At 53.6% G+C, this 16,471-nt stretch carries 18 protein-coding genes and 1 tRNA gene; 17 read left to right on the forward strand and 2 right to left on the reverse strand.

Annotated elements, in window-relative coordinates; all coding sequences use genetic code 11:
• Positions 1 to 115 precede the first annotated feature (115 nt).
• From I2D94_RS08945 to I2D94_RS08965, 5 genes are read left to right on the forward strand one after another with little or no spacing between them, the layout of a single operon-like run.
• Complete coding sequence (locus I2D94_RS08945; protein ID WP_195396416.1) at positions 116 to 418, forward strand: WXG100 family type VII secretion target; 303 nt, start codon at positions 116 to 118, stop codon at positions 416 to 418.
• 15 nt (positions 419 to 433) lie between these two features.
• Positions 434 to 727: a pore-forming ESAT-6 family protein gene (locus I2D94_RS08950; RefSeq protein WP_006059095.1), complete on the forward strand. Its 294-nt coding sequence runs from the start codon at positions 434 to 436 to the stop codon at positions 725 to 727.
• 51 nt (positions 728 to 778) lie between these two features.
• Positions 779 to 2,665 carry an Ig-like domain-containing protein gene (locus I2D94_RS08955; RefSeq protein WP_229056831.1) on the forward strand — a complete coding sequence of 629 codons (1,887 nt, stop codon included), beginning with the start codon at positions 779 to 781 and terminating at the stop codon, positions 2,663 to 2,665.
• Positions 2,662 to 6,558, forward strand: a complete 3,897-nt coding sequence (locus I2D94_RS08960) for an FtsK/SpoIIIE domain-containing protein (protein ID WP_195396419.1) — start codon at positions 2,662 to 2,664, stop codon at positions 6,556 to 6,558. The genes I2D94_RS08955 and I2D94_RS08960 overlap by 4 nt, the downstream gene beginning before the upstream one ends.
• A 1-nt stretch (position 6,559) precedes the next feature.
• Positions 6,560 to 6,814, forward strand: a complete 255-nt coding sequence (locus I2D94_RS08965; RefSeq protein WP_072684282.1) for a hypothetical protein — start codon at positions 6,560 to 6,562, stop codon at positions 6,812 to 6,814.
• On the opposite strand, the gene I2D94_RS08970 is transcribed toward I2D94_RS08965, so the two are convergent.
• A complete protein-coding gene (locus tag I2D94_RS08970; protein WP_195396421.1) occupies positions 6,795 to 7,586 on the reverse strand; it encodes a tRNA 2-thiocytidine biosynthesis TtcA family protein in 792 nt (263 codons plus the stop codon). The two genes, I2D94_RS08965 and I2D94_RS08970, sit on opposite strands and share 20 nt — an antisense overlap.
• A gap of 135 nt (positions 7,587 to 7,721) precedes the next feature.
• On the opposite strand from I2D94_RS08970, the gene truB reads away from it, so the two are divergent.
• The 12 genes from truB (at position 7,722) to I2D94_RS09030 (ending at position 16,113) form a co-directional block, all read left to right on the forward strand.
• The gene (gene truB / locus I2D94_RS08975) at positions 7,722 to 8,597 is read left to right on the forward strand and encodes a tRNA pseudouridine(55) synthase TruB (RefSeq protein ID WP_229056825.1); all 876 of its coding nucleotides are present in this window, start codon (positions 7,722 to 7,724) and stop codon (positions 8,595 to 8,597) included.
• 11 nt (positions 8,598 to 8,608) lie between these two features.
• Positions 8,609 to 9,547: a riboflavin biosynthesis protein RibF gene (gene ribF, locus I2D94_RS08980; protein ID WP_195396423.1), complete on the forward strand. Its 939-nt coding sequence runs from the start codon at positions 8,609 to 8,611 to the stop codon at positions 9,545 to 9,547.
• Positions 9,540 to 10,871 (forward strand): RsmB/NOP family class I SAM-dependent RNA methyltransferase, encoded by a 1,332-nt coding sequence (locus tag I2D94_RS08985; protein ID WP_195396424.1) that lies wholly within the window; start codon positions 9,540 to 9,542, stop codon positions 10,869 to 10,871. The genes ribF and I2D94_RS08985 overlap by 8 nt, the downstream gene beginning before the upstream one ends.
• Positions 10,872 to 10,885: 14 nt before the next feature.
• Positions 10,886 to 12,259 (forward strand): hypothetical protein, encoded by a 1,374-nt coding sequence (locus I2D94_RS08990; protein WP_072684287.1) that lies wholly within the window; start codon positions 10,886 to 10,888, stop codon positions 12,257 to 12,259.
• A gap of 64 nt (positions 12,260 to 12,323) precedes the next feature.
• Positions 12,324 to 12,797 (forward strand): SpoIIIAH-like family protein, encoded by a 474-nt coding sequence (locus I2D94_RS08995; RefSeq protein ID WP_072684288.1) that lies wholly within the window; start codon positions 12,324 to 12,326, stop codon positions 12,795 to 12,797.
• Positions 12,798 to 12,874: 77 nt separating this feature from the next.
• Entirely contained in the window at positions 12,875 to 13,213 is a 339-nt protein-coding gene (locus I2D94_RS09000) for an Asp23/Gls24 family envelope stress response protein (protein ID WP_159432779.1), read from the forward strand.
• A 51-nt stretch (positions 13,214 to 13,264) separates the two neighbouring features.
• Positions 13,265 to 13,669, forward strand: a complete 405-nt coding sequence (locus tag I2D94_RS09005) for a PPC domain-containing DNA-binding protein (RefSeq protein WP_229056826.1) — start codon at positions 13,265 to 13,267, stop codon at positions 13,667 to 13,669.
• On the forward strand, positions 13,669 to 14,523 hold the full coding sequence (locus I2D94_RS09010) for a patatin family protein (protein WP_195396428.1): 855 nt from the start codon (positions 13,669 to 13,671) through the stop codon (positions 14,521 to 14,523). Before I2D94_RS09005 ends, I2D94_RS09010 begins: the two co-directional genes overlap by 1 nt.
• Before the next feature lie 288 nt (positions 14,524 to 14,811).
• On the forward strand, positions 14,812 to 15,354 hold the full coding sequence (gene infC, locus I2D94_RS09015; protein ID WP_072684292.1) for a translation initiation factor IF-3: 543 nt from the start codon (positions 14,812 to 14,814) through the stop codon (positions 15,352 to 15,354).
• A 22-nt stretch (positions 15,355 to 15,376) separates the two neighbouring features.
• On the forward strand, positions 15,377 to 15,571 hold the full coding sequence (rpmI, locus tag I2D94_RS09020) for a 50S ribosomal protein L35 (protein ID WP_006059109.1): 195 nt from the start codon (positions 15,377 to 15,379) through the stop codon (positions 15,569 to 15,571).
• Positions 15,572 to 15,591: 20 nt separating this feature from the next.
• Positions 15,592 to 15,951 (forward strand): 50S ribosomal protein L20, encoded by a 360-nt coding sequence (gene rplT, locus I2D94_RS09025; RefSeq protein ID WP_072684293.1) that lies wholly within the window; start codon positions 15,592 to 15,594, stop codon positions 15,949 to 15,951.
• 86 nt (positions 15,952 to 16,037) lie between these two features.
• Positions 16,038 to 16,113, forward strand: a tRNA-Glu gene (locus I2D94_RS09030).
• 55 nt (positions 16,114 to 16,168) lie between these two features.
• Here the strand turns inward: I2D94_RS09030 and I2D94_RS09035 are convergent.
• Positions 16,169 to 16,393: a helix-turn-helix transcriptional regulator gene (locus I2D94_RS09035; RefSeq protein WP_072684294.1), complete on the reverse strand. Its 225-nt coding sequence runs from the start codon at positions 16,391 to 16,393 to the stop codon at positions 16,169 to 16,171.
• Positions 16,394 to 16,471: the final 78 nt, after the last annotated feature.

Raw genomic sequence — 16,471 nt, forward strand, 5'->3', positions numbered from 1 at the left:
GAAATGAATCGGACAGGATTTTTTTTGTTTTTTTTCAACTTTATTCCTTTTTTTGGAAGGCTTTTTCGAAAAAACCGCAATATTAATACTAGGGGCGTGCAGAAAGGAGAACACAATGAGAACGATTGCGGTGGAACCAACCCGGCTGGAAGCGTGTGCCGGACAGATCGAACAGCTGCGGCAGGAGGTGGAAAGGGCGGTCGCACGGCTGTACGAGCGGGTAGAGCTGATGGCGGCGAACACCTGGATCGGCCGGGACAATCTGGCGTTTACAACGCAGATCCAGGGCTATCAGGATGATTTCCGAAGGGTCGAGCTGCTGATGCAGCAGTACAGCGAATTCTTAAAAGCCTCGGCGCGAAGCTACCGGCAGATGCAGGAAGAACTGGCGGCGCAGGCCAGCCGGCTGGTCAATTAAAGGGAGGAATTGAAAATGGATAACTTGAAGATTTCATTAGCGGGAGTTAAGGATACTTCCGGCGCAATTCGCGTCTGCAACGAGCAAATTTACAGCGCATTGATCGAAGCGAAGAAACAGATGAACGATTTGGCGATGGTGTGGCAGAGCGACGGCTCGGAGGCGATCCGCCAGCGTTTCAATCAGTTTGCGGCGCAGTTTGAAACCCAGAAGCAGATCATCGAGTCGTACGCCCGGTTTCTGGATACCGCCGTGTCCAGCTATGATACGCTGGAAGCGACGATTCAGAACAACGCCGGTTCATTTTAGCGTATGCGCGGGCGCTGGAGAAGTCTTTTCGCCGCGGGGCTGACGGTGCTGATGATGGCGGAGGGCTGTATGCCGCAGCCGACAGGAGTTTTGCGGTGCGATTGGGCGAAGATGTTGGCGGAAACGTTGTTTTTTGACGATTCCGCCGCCGGCCTGGCCGCCTTGAAAGATTGGGGCGTGGAAGTGGAGACGGACCGGCAGCGGGTTTCACGGCAGGCGGCCTGTCTCAATCTGCTTCAAGCTTACGATGGTGAAGATCCATCATTAGAGCGCTGCCAGACGCTGGGATTTCTGACGAAGCTAAAAGGCTGGCTGACGGCGGAGGAAGCGGCAGCGTCATTGAAGGAATTGACGCGGCAGCTCAACCAGTCTGAAGCAAAGACGCCGGTGTTTGAGTGGGAAGCAGCCGGGTTATGGAATGGAGAGGGACGGCCGGATGAAACGGGAAGGATTGTGCTGAATCCCGGACAGACTGGAAAGTTGGGAAGCTGGTTTACCGATCCGGATTCCCGTCAAATCTACATCACGGATTCGATCGTTGAAACCGAAGGTCAGATCATGGCTGAAGTCCATCCAGAGGATCCGCAGACGTGGCTGGCCGGAACGCAGTTTAAACTGGCGTTTGATGCGGATTGGAGTCAGGCTGAGATCGAGCCTTATGGGCAGAACGGCGAAGAACTTCTGCCCCTTGCAATGAATGCCGCGGAAAGAGCTGAACCGTGGTTTGCGTTGATGAAGCAGCAGTTTGAAGTCGGCAAAACGCAGGTAAGCTGGAGCGTGGCCGCCAGTGGAATTCATGTCCATGCCGCAAAAAAGCTGGCCAACAGCGCGACGCTGCAGATGGACTATGATCTGACCGGACTGCATCCGGTGATCGAATGGAACGGCTTGAGCAGGGATGGCCGGCTGCAGCTGGACTTTGTGATGAACGAATCGGCCGGTCTGACGCGCGGGGTGTCCAATACGCTGACCAGCGACTTTTCCGGTCTGGATCCGCACGCACTGTTAAACTCGCTGACCGCTTCCTTTACAAGCACGCGCAAGGACGCCGACACGATCATCCCGATCGCCAGGATCAAGCTGCCTGTACCGCAGTTTCCGATCGTCGACCTGCTTTTAACCCTGCAGCTGCATTGTTATGCCGGCGGCAAGATCGAGCTGCTTCTGAGTCAGGAGGGCAGCGTGGGCATGGAAATAAGAAACGGCGTTCTGCGGCCGATCCATCAGCTTGAACACCGGCATGATTTCATCTTTCAGGGCTCGGCCAAGATGACTGCGGCCCTGGATGCTTCCGCCCGGGCAGCCGGGATTTCACTGATGGATCTGATGCTGCAGACAGGCTTGCGCGGCGTGATGCGCACGACGGCCTGGATCGGCCGAAACGGCGAACTGGAATCCCGGGCAGCGGGAGAGTTACCCCTGGAAAGTCAGCCGGTTCATGCGAATCTGCAGTTCTGCAGCGATTTAAACGTTCATGGTATTCTGGAATTGGAAATCAATTCCCCGGAGTCGTTGGCCGGTCGGCTTGGCATGGGCCGGACATTTTCAATCCTGAATGAGAACAACGCGACGCTCAATCCCCATGGCCGCACGCATCTGGAAAACGGGATCTTTGTGGATCGCTGCACCCGCGGTGAGCCTTCTTCCTCACCAGCGCCGACCACGGCTCCGATTGTACAAACTGATCGGATCGAGCTGGCGGAAGTTTTGTTGATATTAAGTCCGAATCAAAGCGGACAGATTGTGATCCGCGGACTACCGGAAGGCGTGACGGTGTCGGATCTGATGTATTCCGTGGACGATCCGGGGGTGGCTACCGTCGTGCAGACCGGCAAGGTGCGGGCAGTCAAAGCCGGGGATGCGATCGTCACGATCAGCGATCCGTCGGAAACCTACAAGACAAGCTGTCATATTCATGTGCGGGCTGAGGCGGCATGATCGTCTGCATCCTGTGGCAGCACCGACTGGCGATCCGTCATGTCCATCCGCAGCGCGGCTTATTCTTTGCCCCTGAAGCGGACAGCGTGCTGGCGATTACGCAAAAGAAGGAAGGGTGGCAGCTGCAGCTCAGCGACACGCTGCAGTTTCTGGACAGTCCGCGCCGCTGCCGCCTGATCAGCCGGCGGCATGACGAGCTTTGTTATCTGCCGTTCTATGAGAAAATTGACCTCTTTTATACCTTTGATGAGACCGGATTTAATCAATACACGCTCTATCAGCGTCCGCAGGGTTGCTGGATGCTTAATGACCAGCGGTTGAGCGAACTCTGCGGCGATCAGGACGAACCGTGGGCAATACTTGACTTCGATCAGAATCTGGCGAAGGAAACAACGCAGTTTCCCGGTATGATCGTCAACGGCGTCCATCAGCGTCAGACCCGGCTGGAAGCGGGAATGCGCCTGCAGTTTGCGGCAGTAACGATCCTGATTCATCCGGCATTCATCGCACTCAACAATCCGGGAATGCAGCTCAAAATCAAGCTGAAGCCGCTGCGCCGGCAGGCTTTAGCCGACTGGATGTACCAGCCGCCGGATAAGCTGCCGCTTCCCTTTCATCCGACTTTTCAGTTTTATCCCGTCTATCCCCGATGTCCGCTGCACTTGCCCCCGGGACCTCCAGTCAAGCTCAGACCCATGACCTTCAGCGTACTGACGATCGGTCCTTCGCTGATGATGGGCGCGGCGTCGATTGCCGTCGGCTTGTCGTTAGGTCAGGGGGCAGCAGGGATGATGGTGCTGATGCCGGCCGTCATGATGGTTTCGGCGGTGTTCTGGCCGCTGGTTCAGCTGGCCGTGAATCATCTGTTAAACAGGCGTGATCGGCGTCGGCGCAAACAATGGCTGGCGGACGTGCTGGAAGGGTGGGAACAAAGCTGCCAAACGGCGCTGCAAGAAACGACGGCGTTTCTGTCGCAGCGCTATCCGGAGGCTGACGCGCTAAAAAGGCAAATTGAAGAACAATCTGTTTTTGATACCGACAATGCTCATCCGCTGTTCGGCAAGCTCAGTTTAGGCCGCCAGCGGCTGACGCTGATTCCAGAAATAAATCTGGACACACTGGATTTGCATCAACCCGCGGATCAAACGGTCAAGCAACAGATCGACGCCTGGCAAACAACCCATCCCTTCACTGCTGCCGCGCCGCTTCCCTGGGATCTCTTTGAGTGGGAACAAATCGGTTTAGTCTGCGATGAAAAATCGCTGGCGGCCTTTTTCAATACGATTTTAATGACGCTGGCGCTCCATCACCAAGCGCAAAGCCTGGCTCTGGCCTGGATCGGTCCGGTGCCTGAGATTCTCTTTGAAACGCTTTGCTGGCTGCCGCAGATTTATGACGAACAAGGATTGCGGCGGATCTGGACGAAACGGGAAGATTGGGATCGCGGCCGGCGGCAGATTCAGGAAATTCCTGTTCCGACGTGGACACTGGTGAGCGATCCGAGCGCGGCTGCTTTTTGGGAAACGTCGAAGCCGAAATCCTGCGTGTGGCAGTTGGCGCCCCGATCGGAGGATCTGCGGCTGGCAGCGCAGCGAATTTTGATCATTGAGCAGGGACATGGCCGGATTCTGACGCGCTCACGTCAGCTTTGCCAGGAATTCGACGTGGATTTCAGCTATGCGAAAAGCTTCCGCGACAGTGCGCTGGCACTGTACCGCTATGGACAGAAAAGCCGGCCGTCCAGCCGGCAGGTTGACATTCAAAGTTTGCTGGGCCAGGCGGGACTCGGCTGTCCGCCCTGGCAGGAGTCGGCACGCCTGACGCAGCTGCGAATTCCTTTGGGGCTGGATGAACAAGGCCAGCCGGTAATTCTGGATCTGCATGAAAAAGGCCAGGGACCGCATGGCTTAATCGCCGGGATGACCGGCAGCGGTAAAAGCCGGCTGTTGGAAACGCTCGTCTTGTCAGCGGCCTGGCATTACAGTCCGGATCAATTACAGTTTGCGGTCATTGATTACAAAGGCGGCAGCCTGATCGAGCAGCTGCGTTTTCAAGGGCGGCTGATCCCGCATTGCTGTGCTCAACTGAACAATGTCGAAGAAGGTGGGGCAGAACGATCTTTGATCTACCTGCGGCAGGAATGCGAACGCCGGCAGCGCTGTTTCGCTCAGGCGCAGACACGGTTAAAGCAGCCCGTTGCCGATCTGGATCATTACCGCCAGCTGTGTCTTGACCACCCGCAGCTGACACCTTTGGCCCATTGCGTATTGATTATTGACGAATTCGCCGAGCTGAAGCAGTCGCAGCCGGAGTTTATGCGGGATTTGATCCAGATCTGCCGGATCGGACGCAGCCTGGGATTGCACCTGATCCTGGCGACACAGCGGCCGGCGGGCATCGTCGACGAACAGATGTGGAGCAATTTCAATTTTAAGCTCTGTTTAAAAGTGGCGCAGAAACAGGACAGTCAGGAAATACTGCATTGCGATAAAGCGCTGCGGTTAACCCGGCCGGGACAATTTCTGCTGCTGAGCCAGCAGGATCTAATCCAGGGACAATGCGCGTGGTTAGGCGGTAAGCAGACGCCGGATCCCATTATCCGCTGGCTGGATTCCCGGCTGCAGCCGATCCGCGAGGTGCGGCGGGGTAAAAATAACAGCCTGCGCCAAAGTGAAGCGCTGATGGCAGCGATGCTGCGGGAAGCGGACCGCCGCGGTTTGTCTGCGCCACCGCTGTGGCCGCCGCTGCCGGCGGCGGTGGATTTGGCCGAGCTGAAAAAACAGACGGCCGGGCTGGTGCTGGGCGTCGGCGATGATCCGCAGCATCGCGCCACGCCGGTGATTGTTCACCCTTTGGCGCATGGTTTGTTCATCAGTGAGGAAGCGGCGCCACAGGAGGCCTTCTTGCGATGTCTGATCCAAAGCGCGGGACGGTTTGACCAAGCGGCTGAGTTTGTCGTGCTGGATCCGCTGGATCAGCTGCCGCAGTTCTATGCGGAACCCGCGGTTATCGAAGTTCTGACGTTACAGCAGCCGGAATTGATGGAACGATTTTTCAGCTTGCTTAAGCGCGGTCTGCGGCAGCGTCAATCCGCTGAAATTCCGTTGTTTGTCCTGACGCTTCAGCTCAGCACAATTCTGGAACGTTATGACAATCTGGCGCTGTTTCAGCAGCTTTTGGAAGAAGGTCCGTCGTTAAACCTGTATTTATTGTGCGCGGAGAAGCAAGTCAGCCGGCTGCCGCTGCGTCTGACGCAGAGTCTGCGGATTCGCTATATCCTTGGTCCGGCCGCGCCGGCCCAGCTTGGCGAGGTGCTGGAGCGAACCTGGACTCAACCGCTGGCGAGCGGTTGGGGATTGGTTCAGAAGGAGTCCGTTCTGAATTTCGTTTTGGCCCGGCCGCTTTCTCCACTTCTAAACGATAAACCGAAACGCTGGCAGCTGCCGCGTCTGCCGCAGCGTCTGCCGCGCCGCTGGCTGAAAAAGAAAGCCGTGTTTCTGGGTGTGGATCCAATTCTGTGCAGGCCGGTCTATGCGACGCTGCATTCGCGGCAGCATCTGGTTGTACTCAGCTGTGAAGCGAAGCTCTGCGCCGCCAGGATCCGTCAGCTTGGCGGCGGGCCTTATCCCATCGTCGATGTCTCCCGGCTTGACGAAGCGGAAATCATCGCGTTTTTGGAAGGAGAAGCGCCGTTTGTTCTGGTTGGCACAGCGAGCGATTTGCAGCGCAGCACATGGCGCAGGCTGGTTGATTTTTCATTGACGTTGTGGTCCGGCCCGGGCTTGCGGCAGCAGCTGTTTTTCCCGGTGCCTGCCACGATGGCAAATTTAACAGATCAGGAAAGTATGTGGATTCAAAACGAACAAATGCAACGATTGAAGGAGATAGAATAAAATGGAAAATGAAGTTTTACTGGGTTTTGAATTAGTCTGCTGCGACGCGTATTTTGAATGCAGCGTCGATTCGTCGCTGACGCTGCGGGAAATTGTCGAAGGCCTGCAGGAGATGAGTCCGCCGGAAATCCGCGAGGAATTTGATCTATGTCAGCCGCTGATCCTATGTGATCCCCAAGAGCACCGGATTCTGGACGAACAAAAAACAGCCGCCCAGCTGCGGCTGCCGGACGGCTTTAAGATTCTGATTTTCTGATCGGATGAATTTCGGTTTGGCCTGTGGCAGGCTCTTTTTGCCACAGGCTGAGCTGCTTTTCATTGTGCAGCATCAGCAGGAAGTTGTCGCGGGCCATTGGATATTCCGCGTACAGCCGCTCCAGCATTTCTTTCATATCCTGCCTTCGGGTGTAGCCATCCATCGGACAGGTCGATTTCACAACCGGTACGCTGCAGCTCTGTACCGCCGCGCGGATTTGATTTTCACGGGCGTAGATGAAAGGCCGGATAAACGGCATTTCGGCGTTGGATAAATACATCTTCGGCGCGAAGGTGGCCAGCCGGCCGCCATAGATCGCATTCATCAATAAGGTTTCAATCGCGTCGTCCCCATGGTGTGCAAACGCGACTTTCGTGCAGCCGAAGTCCTTTGCGGCCCGGTTGACGGCGCCTTTTTTCAACGTTGAGCACAACGAGCATTTCAAGGAACCGTCCGCATTGGCCTGAATTTTTAAAATCTCGTAGATTCGGCTGGACACGAGTTCCAGCCGGATGCCGCGCTGTTTGAAAAAGGCTTCGGCGTCCGTAAAGTCCATATCGGGAAAGCCCATCTGAATATGAATGCCGACGACTTCAAACTGCTTGCTTTGGATCCGCCGGCAGAACTGCTGGTAAAGATGCAGGCAATAAAGCAAAAGCATCGAATCCTTGCCTCCGGAGACGCCGACGGCAATCCGGTCGTGATCGGCGATCATGCCATAGTCCAGATCGGCTTTGCGGATACAGCCTAAAATTTGTTTCATCGCATTCATGGTTTTGTCCTCCTGACGTTTTTTACTTCCGTCCTATTATACCACAGGCCCTGTTTGAAGCCCAGGTGAACATTCCGTGTGAGATTTAAGCGGATACGGCGATAGGCTTTGCAAACGGATGGGAGCCTTGGTATAATGAAACGTGGAGTTTGGAGTGATACAGTGGACGGAATTTGTTTAATTAATAAACCGGCAGGCATGACGTCGTTCGACGTGGTTTATCAGGTGCGCAAAGCGGCCGGCATCAAGAGCGTCGGGCATACTGGAACCCTTGATCCGCAGGCGAGGGGCGTTCTGGTTGTGCTGCTGGGCCGGGCTTGCAAAGCGCTGCCGTATTTATCAGGCAAGACGAAAGAATACATCGCCGAGCTGACGCTGGGCACAAAAACCGATACGGGCGATATCTGGGGCAAACCGTTGGAAACCAGACCGGTTCGCGAGGTTGAATCGACGCAGCTGGAAGCGGTGCTCAACAGCTTTCTTGGCGTTTCGCTGCAGATGCCGCCGATGGTATCCGCAATCAAAAAGGACGGCAAGAAGCTGTATGAATATGCCCGCGAGGGCGTGGCGGTCGAACGGGAAAAACGTCCGATCGAAATCACGGAAATCGAATTATTGCAGACCGCTCCGGTCATCCGTTTCCGCGTCGTTTGTTCCAACGGAACTTATGTGCGCACCTTGTGTGAAGACATCGCGGAAAAGCTGGGAACCGTGGGCACGATGAGCAGTCTGGTCCGGACCCGGGCCTGCGGCTATACCTTAGAACAATGTCAGTCGCTAAACGAGGTCCGGCAGGGCTGTTTTCAGCTTGTTTCCATCTATGACGGCATTGCCAGCCAATATCCGCTGATCGAAGCGAATCCAGCGCAGATTCCGGATATTAAAAACGGCAAGCGGCTGCGTTTGAACAGTATGGAACCCATCGTCGGCGTCGTCAGCGGAAAGCAGGTGCTGGCGATGATGGAACGGCAGGAAGATGGAATTTACCGCTGCCTGCGGGGATTATGGTAGGAGAAATATCAATGAAAGTAGATATGATAAAAACGCATGGCGGGCCGGTTCTGGAAGGGCCGGTCTGCGCCTGCATCGGCTATTTTGACGGTCTGCATCGCGGACACCGGGCGTTGATTGACGAAACGATCCGCCGGGCGAAGGCGGCGGGGTGCGACAGCGCGCTGATCACATTTTCACCTGATCCGTGGATCACGATCGGCAAGATGCAGAAAGTGCAGCATTTAACGACGCTGGAGCAGCGCATCGAGCTGGCCGGCAAGATGGGAATAGACCGTGTGATCGTACTGGATTTTGTTAAAGAAATGGCCGAGCTGTCGCCGCAGGCGTTCATTGACATGCTGGCGGAGCATTGCCGTCTGAAGGTATTAGTCTGCGGTTTTGATTTTCATTATGGAAAATTCGGCAGCGGCAGTGTCGAAACGCTCAGAGCTGAAGCTGATAAACGGTTTGACGTCGTGGTGATCGCGGCGGTCAACGATCAGGGCGATAAGATCAGTTCTTCACGGATCTGTCGTTGTCTGGAACGGGGCGATGTTGCGGAGGCCGGGCGTTTGTTAGGCTATCCTTATGAAATCCGCGGCGTGGTCGTTCACGGCCGTCAGAAGGGCCGCGAGTGGGGCTTTCCCACCGCGAATTTAAAAACGGATGAGGAAACGCTGATGCCTTTAGGCGGCGTGTATGCCGGGGAAGCGGAAAGCAAAGGCCGCTGTTGGAAGGCGATGATCAATATCGGCCACAATCCGACCTGCAATCCGGTTCGCGAGCTGTCGGTCGAAGCAAACCTGTTGGACTGTGCGGAAGATTTTTACGATCAGCCGATGCGGCTGCGCTTTTACAAGCGGCTGCGGGCAGAGCAGCAATTCGCTTCGTTGTCGGAATTAGTCGATCAGCTTCGCCGGGATCAACAGGCCGTCCGCGAGGTTGTTCAGGAGCCGGGAGATGAATGAACAATTCTTAAAGCGGATGCAGACGCTGCTGGGGGCGGAGTACGACGCTTATGTGAAAACCCTGCACAATCCGCCCTTTCGCGGTTTGCGGGCCAATTTGTTAAAAATCCAGCCAGATGCCTTAGTTAAGCGTCAATTCGCTTCCTTGTCGCCGTCACCGTTTGCCCGGGAAGGCTTTGTGCTGACCGGTTCGGAAACAGGTCTGGGCAATCATATTTATCACCGGCAGGGATTGTTTTACATGCAGGAGCCATCGGCTTCGTCGGCGGTGACCGTGCTGGATCCGCAGCCGGGCGACTGGGTGCTGGACTTATGCGCGGCGCCGGGCGGAAAAAGTACGCAGATCGCTGCGCGGATCGGCCATGCCGGCTTTCTGATCGCCAATGAAATCGACGGCGGCCGGGCGCGCGTCTTAATGAGCAATCTGGAACGCTTAGGCGTCAGCGAAGCCCTGATCACTCACGCTTCCCCAGAACAGCTGTGTCCGCAGTTAACGGGCTGGATGGACAAAGTTCTGGTAGACGCCCCATGCAGCGGCGAAGGCATGTTTAAAAAGGAAGATCAGGCGCTGGCCGACTGGAGCGTCGAGCATGTCCGCTCCTGCGGTCTGCGTCAGCAGAAAATTTTAGAATCGGCCGTATTCACGCTGAAGGAACAAGGCATTCTTGTCTATTCGACCTGCACGTACGCCCCGGAGGAAAACGAACAGGTTATTGATCAGTTTCTGCGAAAGCATCCGGAAATGGAGCTGCTCGACTGCGGCGTGAAGTTCGGCCGGCCAGGCTTGTCGCTGGGGCTTGTCGACGGTGCGAAGGTCCGGCGGATTTTCCCGATGGATCAGGGCGAAGGTCATTTTGTCGCGAAGCTGCGCAAAAGGGCGCCTCAGCCTTCAGTCCGCCAGCGGTTTGTCAAAAGTTCGCCGCTGCCGCCGGCAGCCCGGGACTTTTTCAACGATCAGCTGACGGAGATCGGCGACCTGCATTTCCATCTGGAACAGGACCGGTTGTCCCTGATGCGGCATGAATTTATCCAGCTGGATAAAATTCCGGTGCTGCGGCAGGGGGTAATGGCCGGGGAAATCGTCAAAAATCGGCTGGAACCGCACCATCATTTCTATACGTCCGCCTTGCTTCAGGATCGTTTTACAAAAACCGTGGAGCTGGATGAAAACCAGCTTACGCTCTATTTGCAAGGACTGCCGTTAACGATGAACGCCCCGCGCGGCTTTCTCTGCCTGAGATTTGAAGGCTATCCCGTCGGCTTTGGCAAGAGCGACGGCGCCGTGATTAAAAATAAATACCCCAAAGGACTGCGTACACGCTGAAGGAGGATGATCCCATGCGTCTTGAACTGTTTGATTTGATCGACGATTCGGTCAAACTGCTGGAACTGAACAACCCGTCCTACCAATATGTCGAAGGGGCGATCAAAGGCTGCTTCGAGCATCTTCTGGAAGACTATATGGATTATGTCGTCGGCTTCAGTTCGCGGATAAAATCAATCGGGTCGCTGAAGGAAAAAATGATCCGCAACAAATATTACCTGCAGTTTTCAACCGGCGAGGAGGTTTTGAATTTTCTTCCCGATTTGATCGGACTGACCGTGGAATGCCGCTTTATCAGCGATGAAAACCGGATTTACCAGGCGATCCGCCATCATTTCAGCTTTGTCGAGGGACAGGAATATGCCCAATGCATGCTTTATCCCGATCTCTGTCTGAATCTGGCGATGCCCCAGCCCCAGCTGCAGCGCAACGGCTTTACGATTTACCGGATCGACGGCTATTATCTGTTCAACGGCCGCAAGGTGAATTTTGAGCTGCAGATCAAATCCATGGTGCATTCCTTCTGGAGCGAGATCGAGCATCAGGTCGTTTATAAAAACACCCAGTACGTGATGTTTGACAGCTTCATGAAAGATATTCTGGCTTCAATCCGCGATAATCTGGACGTCGTCGATCACCAGCTGGAAATCGTCTATACGCAGATTCTCAATCAGAATAAAGACAAGGATATCGGCATGAGCGAACGCGGATTCAAGATGTTCATGGCGAAATCGATCAGTGATCTGTATGCGATTAAGATGATCGAGTCGATCGGGTTTACGACCGATTTCAAGAAATGCAGCGCTGTGCTCAGCCAGTACATCTACATTAAAGATTTTGTCCAGTCGGACCAGCCGCAGCAGAAAATGGTCGAATATTTCGAACATTTCAACCTGCTGAAAATCAGCGATCTCGATTTCACGGAACCGATCACGCTGGAAAAAGAATTCATTCATTACGATCCGTTCTGCGATGTGCTCGGCCGCTATTGGCAAAGCATCATCAACATTGATTTTGAGTGGCACGTGTTCTTCGTCATGCTTTTTGCGATCCAGCCGGGCAACAACATTCAGGACTTCACGATGTTTGTCGAAGTGCTGAAATCGCTGATTGTCAATCGTTTCTGGTACGAGAAGAAATTCACGACGCTGGACAGCGTCAGCGCTCAGACGATCCGCGATGATCTGCTGCGGTGCGTCGCGGAAGCGATGGTGGAGGTCGGCAAGATCGAGATCATCCACGAAGACCGCCTGCTTCAGATCATGGAGCTGTTCCACGATGAAATCGACGGTCTGGACGATGCGTTGGGAAGTATGGAGGAATATCAGCTGCAGCGCAAGGATATTCTGGCGCAGCTGAAGCATAAAATCTGCGCTCTGTTTTATTGACGGTCAAATCGCTCATAACGGACAAGCCTGCCGCATACAGTACAAGTGAGCAGGAGGCCGTGATATGAATAAACAGGCATTTGCATTTCTCACTTTATTTACATTGATTCTGATGCTTTCAATCTACTATGTGACGCTGCCGGCCGATCAGGGACAATTAAATCCCGATCAGCTTTTAACCGGACAGAACGAGGATCAGGATTCCCTGGCCACGATGCAGCAGCAGCTGCAGGACAAACATAATGCCCAGGCCCAGAACTCTCAGGCGATCGTCGCGTCGCCTTCAGCCAGCACCGAAGAAAAACAGGATGCCTTGCAGCAGGCGGGACAGGTGGAACAAAACAGGAAAACCGAAGAAACGATCGTTGCGGCGTTGAGTCAGGCTGGAATGGAGGGATGCGTGGCGGAACTGCAGGACGAGGTCGTGCGGATCGGCTGTCCGAAAACGCTGGCCGGCGCCGAGAACGCGTCCAAGATCATGAAGATCGCCGCGGATCAGCTGCAGGATGAACGGGTGCCGGAAGTCACGTTTAAGTAGACGGCGCTAAAAATAAAAACCCCGTTTCATTTTCTTTGGCAAGTTTGGCTTTCTCTGGTATAATAGGAACAAAGAAGGTGAATAAATTGGCTCAGGAATATATTCAGATTAAAGAAAAAGACGAAGGCACAGGCCTGATTGCCTTATCAAAAGGTGTATTTGAAACGATTGCCCAGATCTCGATCGACGACGTCGATCAGGCGTATGCGATCGAACCGACAACGCTGAAGAAACCGATTCAATGCAAAATCGCGAACAACCGTTTAAACGTCATGGCGGAAATCAAAGTAAAATTTGGAGCCAACGTGAATGCGGTCTGCGAAACACTGCAGGATCGGATCTATCAGAATATTCTGCAGATGACCAGCCTGAAATGCAATCTGGTTGACGTCAAGGTCGTTGGATTTCTCTTTTAACAAACAGCCGGATTTCTTCCGGTTTTTTCTTTTTTACAGGAGGTATTGAAGATGAATACAGAATGTTTCAGAGTGCTGCCGGGACAGGATCTGGCAAAGACGATTGAACGCTATTGCGCTGAGCGTCAGATTACCGCCGCGGCGGTTGTGGCCTGCGCCGGATGCCTGAGCGTCGTCCGGTTTCGGATGGCGGACGGCGTTACGATCTATGAAAAACAAGTCGATGCGGAGATCGTTTCGCTCAGCGGCACGATCAGCGAACAGGGAATGCATGTGCATATCAGTGTCTGCGACCAAAAGCTGCATACCTTCGGCGGCCATTTAACCTCCGGCTGCATCGTCAATACGACGGCCGAGGTCGTCCTGCTTCATCTGGATCAATGGCGGCTGACGCGCAAGCCGGATCCGGCGACCGGTTATGACGAGCTGAACGCAGAAAGGATCGGTGAAGCGTAATGGGAGAAACGAAAATCGGTCTGGTGCTGGAAGGCGGCGGGATGCGCGGCGTGTATACCGCAGGTGTGCTGGACGCTTTTTTAGATGCCGGCCTGGAATTTGACGGAACGCTGGGCGTTTCCGCCGGCAGCTGCCATGCGGCCAGTTTTTTATCGAAACAGCGCGGCCGGGCTTACCGCGTCAACGTCAGCTACCTTAATGACTGGCGCTATTGCAGCGCACGTTCATGGCTGACCACCGGTGATTTCTTCGGCGCGAAAATGCTTTACGATACGATTCCCAATCAGCTGGATTTGTATGATCATACCGCGTTTGAACAACGCCGCGGCTGGTTTCGCGCCGTGGTCACCAATCTGGCGAGCGGTGAAGCGGAATATCCGGTAATCGAAGATCTGCATCGCGATATCATCTGGCTGCAGGCGTCCAGTTCGCTGCCGTTGTTGTCGCGCACAGTCAAAATTGAGGGACAGGAATATCTGGACGGCGGGATCAGCGATTCAATTCCAGTTAAGGAAGCGATGCGCCTGGGCTGTGAAAAGAACGTTATCGTCTTGACCCAATGCGCCCAATACCGGAAAAAACCGAATGAGCTGATGCCTTTGATCCGCGCGAAATACCGCCGCTATCCCAAGCTGATCGAACTGATGGCGACCCGTCATCTGCGCTATAACGAAACATTGGAAGAAATTGAAGCGCTGAAGCAGCAGGGCAAAGTCTTTGTGATTCAGCCGCAAAAACCGGTCACGATCGGCCGGCTGGAAAAGAACCGCAGTGAGCTTCATGCCTTATACCGCGTCGGTGTGGAAGACGGCGCCGCGCAGGCGGAAGCGCTGCGGGAATTCATGGGACGCTGAAATCAGGACGAAGAGAACGTCCAGTCCGGTATGGATCCGGCTTGTTCAGCAGGGAAACGCCGCCGGGCTGACCGTTTGCATGTCCAAAGCAAATTCGGATAAGTTTTGGAAAAAACCTTTGACAAGCCGCAGGTTCCATGGTAAAGTAAACAAGCAAAGAAAAAGTATGTAGAAAGTAGAAGTGCCCCTTCTCACCTGATGTCCTTCAGACTTGGGTTGACGCTGCAAACACAAAGAGAACTGTGTAAGTAGAAGCGGGTATTCTAGGAGTACCTGCTTTTTTGCAGTATGGAGGTGTCGTTTATTAGCAAGAAAGTCATGACCAACGATGATCTGGTCAATGAAAACATTCGTTTCAAAGAAGTCTTAGTCATTGGCCCTAAAGGAGAGCAGCTAGGCGTGATGATGCGCCGGGAGGCCCTGGAAAAAGCCTACGATTATGAACTTGATCTGCTGTGTGTCGCTCCAAATGGAAATCCGCCGGTCTGCAAGATTGTCGATTACGGACGGTATCGTTTTGAGGCGCAGAAAAAGGCGAAAGAAGCCAAGCGGAATCAGCATGTCACAGAGGTTAAACCCATGCGCTTATCCCCGGTTATTGATACGCATGATTTTGAAACCAAACTTCGTCAGGCCCGCAACTGGGTTGAAGATGGAATGAAGGTTAAGATCGATATGCGCTTTCGAGGCCGTTTGATCACGCGCCTGGAGGTCGGTAAAAAGGTTATGAATAGCTTCGTCGAACAGATGTCGGATATTGCATCCGTTGAAAAGGCTCCGGCCCTGGAAGGCAATACGATGTCTGTGGTTCTGACACCGAAGAAGAAATAAAAAAGTATAGGAGGACTTGATTATGCCAAAGATGAAAACAAAAAAGGCGCTGGCAAAGCGTGTTAAAAGAACAGGCAGCGGAAAACTGAAGAGAAGCCATGCTTATATCTCTCACTTTGCAGCGAACAAAACTCATAAACAGAAGGTACAGCTGAGAAAGTCGGCACTGGTTGACAAGACCGACATGAAGCGGATCAAGTACCTGATTCAGGACTAATTAGAGGAGGACGTTAGAACATGCCAAGAGTAAAAGGCGGAACTGTAACCCGCGCAAGAAGAAAAAGAACATTAAAGTTAGCGAAGGGCTATTTCGGCTCGAAGCACCTGCTGTATCGTACAGCTCATGAACAGGTCATGCGTTCTCTGCGTTACTCCTATATCGGACGTAAGCAGCTGAAGCGCGATATGCGCAAACTGTGGATCGCACGAATCAACGCGGCAGCGAGAATGAACGATATGAGCTATTCTCAGCTGATGCACGGCTTAAAGCTGGCCGGCGTTACGATCAACCGTAAGATGTTGTCGGAAATCGCGATTCACGATGAGAAGGGCTTCAAGGCAATCATCGAAACCGCAAAGACGGCATTAGCGAAATAAGTCAGAACCCCGATGAAAAAAACGGTGCAAATTGCACCGTTTTTTGTTGAATTTGCCGCAGGAATAAGCTATAATAATTAAGCACTGGCTCGTTGGTGAAACGGTTAACACAGCGCCCTCTCAAGGCGTCATTCACGGGTTCAAATCCCGTACGAGTCACCATAGATAAAATAAGACCCTTATCCAAGGGTCTTTTTGTTGGTTCAGTGCAGAAAACTCAAAGCGAAGTTTCGCAATCAGAATCGGCTGGCCGGATACAGACAATTTTTTCAATCGGGACCTCCAGAATCGAACACAAGATATCGACGGTGACTAAGGTCAGCGGCTTATTTTTGCGCATGCGATGAATCGTACCGCGGCTGATATTATGATGGTAGATCAAATCGTACTGGGTTACGCCGGTTTCCTTTAAGGTTTTCCAAAATGGACTGTAATCGATCATAAATTCACCTCATTTCATTACCATTCTAAGCGGTGAATGAAAAGGTTAATATTGCCAACAATTCAGGAATATAGCCGG

The organism is Holdemania sp. 1001302B_160321_E10, assembly GCF_015552275.1.
In the GTDB taxonomy this organism is placed as follows: Bacteria; Bacillota_I; Bacilli_A; order Erysipelotrichales; family Erysipelotrichaceae; genus Holdemania.

Excerpts from the sequence above, each read along its gene's own strand:
- I2D94_RS08945 (WP_195396416.1), top strand. The coding sequence starts at position 116 with ATGAGAACGATTGCGGTGGAACCAACCCGGCTGGAAGCGTGTGCCGGA.
- I2D94_RS08950 (WP_006059095.1), top strand. The coding sequence starts at position 434 with ATGGATAACTTGAAGATTTCATTAGCGGGAGTTAAGGATACTTCCGGC.
- I2D94_RS08955 (WP_229056831.1), top strand. The coding sequence starts at position 779 with ATGATGGCGGAGGGCTGTATGCCGCAGCCGACAGGAGTTTTGCGGTGC.
- I2D94_RS08960 (WP_195396419.1), top strand. The coding sequence starts at position 2,662 with ATGATCGTCTGCATCCTGTGGCAGCACCGACTGGCGATCCGTCATGTC.
- I2D94_RS08965 (WP_072684282.1), top strand. The coding sequence starts at position 6,560 with ATGGAAAATGAAGTTTTACTGGGTTTTGAATTAGTCTGCTGCGACGCG.
- I2D94_RS08970 (WP_195396421.1), bottom strand. The coding sequence starts at position 7,586 with ATGAATGCGATGAAACAAATTTTAGGCTGTATCCGCAAAGCCGATCTG.
- truB (WP_229056825.1), top strand. The coding sequence starts at position 7,722 with ATGAAACGTGGAGTTTGGAGTGATACAGTGGACGGAATTTGTTTAATT.
- ribF (WP_195396423.1), top strand. The coding sequence starts at position 8,609 with ATGAAAGTAGATATGATAAAAACGCATGGCGGGCCGGTTCTGGAAGGG.
- I2D94_RS08985 (WP_195396424.1), top strand. The coding sequence starts at position 9,540 with ATGAATGAACAATTCTTAAAGCGGATGCAGACGCTGCTGGGGGCGGAG.
- I2D94_RS08990 (WP_072684287.1), top strand. The coding sequence starts at position 10,886 with ATGCGTCTTGAACTGTTTGATTTGATCGACGATTCGGTCAAACTGCTG.
- I2D94_RS08995 (WP_072684288.1), top strand. The coding sequence starts at position 12,324 with ATGAATAAACAGGCATTTGCATTTCTCACTTTATTTACATTGATTCTG.
- I2D94_RS09005 (WP_229056826.1), top strand. The coding sequence starts at position 13,265 with ATGAATACAGAATGTTTCAGAGTGCTGCCGGGACAGGATCTGGCAAAG.
- I2D94_RS09010 (WP_195396428.1), top strand. The coding sequence starts at position 13,669 with ATGGGAGAAACGAAAATCGGTCTGGTGCTGGAAGGCGGCGGGATGCGC.
- infC (WP_072684292.1), top strand. The coding sequence starts at position 14,812 with ATGGAGGTGTCGTTTATTAGCAAGAAAGTCATGACCAACGATGATCTG.
- rpmI (WP_006059109.1), top strand. The coding sequence starts at position 15,377 with ATGCCAAAGATGAAAACAAAAAAGGCGCTGGCAAAGCGTGTTAAAAGA.
- rplT (WP_072684293.1), top strand. The coding sequence starts at position 15,592 with ATGCCAAGAGTAAAAGGCGGAACTGTAACCCGCGCAAGAAGAAAAAGA.
- I2D94_RS09035 (WP_072684294.1), bottom strand. The coding sequence starts at position 16,393 with ATGATCGATTACAGTCCATTTTGGAAAACCTTAAAGGAAACCGGCGTA.